Below are 2154 nucleotides of genomic sequence, written 5' to 3' on the forward strand. Positions count from 1 at the left end.
CCTCGTGGCTGCCCGCGGCCATGCTCGACGACCGCGGCTTCGTCCGCGTCGAGCCGACGCTACAGGTGTCGGGGCACAGCGATGTCTTCGCTGTCGGCGACGTGGCCGCCACCGACCCGCTGCGCACCTCCGCCCGCAACCGAGGCCACATTCTGGTCGCGCGCAACATCCGCGGGCACCTGCGCGGCACGCCACTACGCGACTACCGACCGCCCAGGCGCCGGTGGGGCTCGGTGCTCGGCCCGCTGCGAGACGGACTCATCGTCTTCACCCCACCCGGCCGCGGTGTTCGCGTCCCCGCGCCGGCATCCGATGTGCTGCTCCAACGGCTCATCACGCACCAGGTGATCTACCGCGGGGTGCGCCGGCGGGACCGGTGAGGGTCTGCCGGTTCCGGTCGCCGTCGGTGAGGGCTGACGACCGGTCTCACGTGGTCTGACCTGCGCGTCCAGCACTACGGTCGCACGTCATTGGCGGCGGCGCTAAGTTCGAAGCATGCCTGAATTCACCGTTCCCGGACTGTCCACCGACGACTCCGCCACCCTCGCCGACACCCTCCAGAAGCGACTCACCGCGTGCAACGACCTGCACCTGACCCTCAAGCACGTGCACTGGAACGTGGTGGGCCCCAACTTCATCGCGGTCCACGAGATGCTCGACCCGCAGGTCGAGCTGGTGCGCGGCTACGCCGACGTGCTGGCCGAGCGCATCGCCACCCTCGGCGGCTCGCCCGTGGGCACGATCGGCGCCAACGCCGACCACCGCTCGTGGGACGACTACTCGCTCGGCCGCGACACCGCGCAGGCGCACCTCGGCGCGCTGGACAAGGTGTACGACGGGATGATCGGCGACCACCGCAAGGCCATCGCCGTGGCCGGTGACGTCGACCCCGTCACCGAGGACATCCTCATCGGCCAGACCGCCGAGCTCGAGAAGTTCCAGTGGTTCATCCGCGCCCACCTGGAGAACGCCTCCGGCGAACTGCCCACCGCGAACGACGCCACCGAAAAGGGCGCCGCGCGGGACGCCACGGCCTGATCGAACCAGCGTGATCGCACCAGCGTGATCGCACCAGCCACGATGGGCCGGATTCCCACCAGGGAGTCCGGCCCGTCGTCGTTCGCCGGGACCGCTGTCGACCGCCACGCTCACCCCAGCGGTTCCCATCGGTGGCGCAGGTGACCTGAGGGCGCCCACACTCACTGCGTGCCCAATACCGACCTGATGTTCGCGGTCATCGGCGCGGCCCTGCTCATCGGGTCGTTCCTTCCGCGCCTGCTCCGCGAGCGGGTCCTGTCCGCGCCGATCGTGGTGGTGGGCGTGGGGATGCTGGTCGGGTGGCTAATGCCCACCGAGTCGCAGCTCGTCGACGTGATCGAGCATGCGGAGCTGGCCGAGCGGATGGCCGAGGTGACGGTGATCGTGGCGCTCTTCGGCGTGGGCCTGGCGCTGGACCGCCCGCTGAGCCTGCGCGGGTGGACCACCACGTGGCGGCTGCTGGCGATCGGCATGCCCCTGTCCATCGCGGGGGTCGCGGTGCTGGGGTGGTGGGTGCTGGGGCTGACCCCCGCGGTCGCCGTGCTGCTGGGAGCGGTGCTCGCCCCCACCGACCCGGTCCTCGCCTCCGACGTGCAGGTGGAGGGTCCGAGTTCCGGGGAGGAGGTCGACGACGAGCACGACGAGGCCCGCTTCGCCCTCACCTCCGAGGCCGGGCTCAACGACGCCCTGGCGTTCCCCTTCGTCTACCTCGCGATCTACCTGGCGACCAAGGGCGATCCCGGCCAGTGGCTCCTGGGCTGGGTGGCGTGGGATCTGGTGGCCAAGACGCTCATCGGCGCGGTGGTGGGTTACCTCCTGGGCCGGTTGATCGGGGCGGCGGTCTACCGGGTGCGCGTGGGCGAGCACCGGCTCGTGGGGTTCGCCGAGCCCGCCGCCGCCGTGGCCACGCTCCTGCTCGCCTACGGCGTGGGGGAGCTGGTGGGCGGCTGGGGATTCCTCGCCGTGTTCTGCGCGGCCCTCGGGGTCCGCGCGTCCGAGCGCGACGACGAGCGGCACGAGCACTTCCACGAGTTCGTGGAGTACACCGAGCACCTGCTCACCCTGCTGGTCCTACTGGTGATCGGCGCCTCGTTCGTCTCCGACGCGCTCCCCCGC

Annotated in this window: 2 protein-coding genes and 1 pseudogene; all 3 read left to right on the forward strand. The window is 71.2% G+C overall.

Features of this window, described 5'->3' with window-relative positions; translation table 11 throughout:
* Nucleotides 1-380 (forward strand): annotated as a pseudogene (locus tag G6026_RS05305) (pyridine nucleotide-disulfide oxidoreductase); the annotation flags it as partial.
* A 115-nt stretch (nt 381-495) separates the two neighbouring features.
* Nucleotides 496-1038, forward strand: a complete 543-nt coding sequence (locus G6026_RS05310) for a DNA starvation/stationary phase protection protein (RefSeq protein WP_107757269.1) — start codon at nt 496-498, stop codon at nt 1036-1038.
* Nucleotides 1039-1206: 168 nt separating this feature from the next.
* A partial coding sequence (locus G6026_RS05315; protein WP_182612430.1) for a cation:proton antiporter occupies nt 1207-2154 on the forward strand: 948 nt, incomplete at its 3' end.

Source organism: Dietzia sp. DQ11-38-2 (genome assembly GCF_014145055.1).
In the GTDB taxonomy this organism is placed as follows: Bacteria; Actinomycetota; Actinomycetes; order Mycobacteriales; family Mycobacteriaceae; genus Dietzia.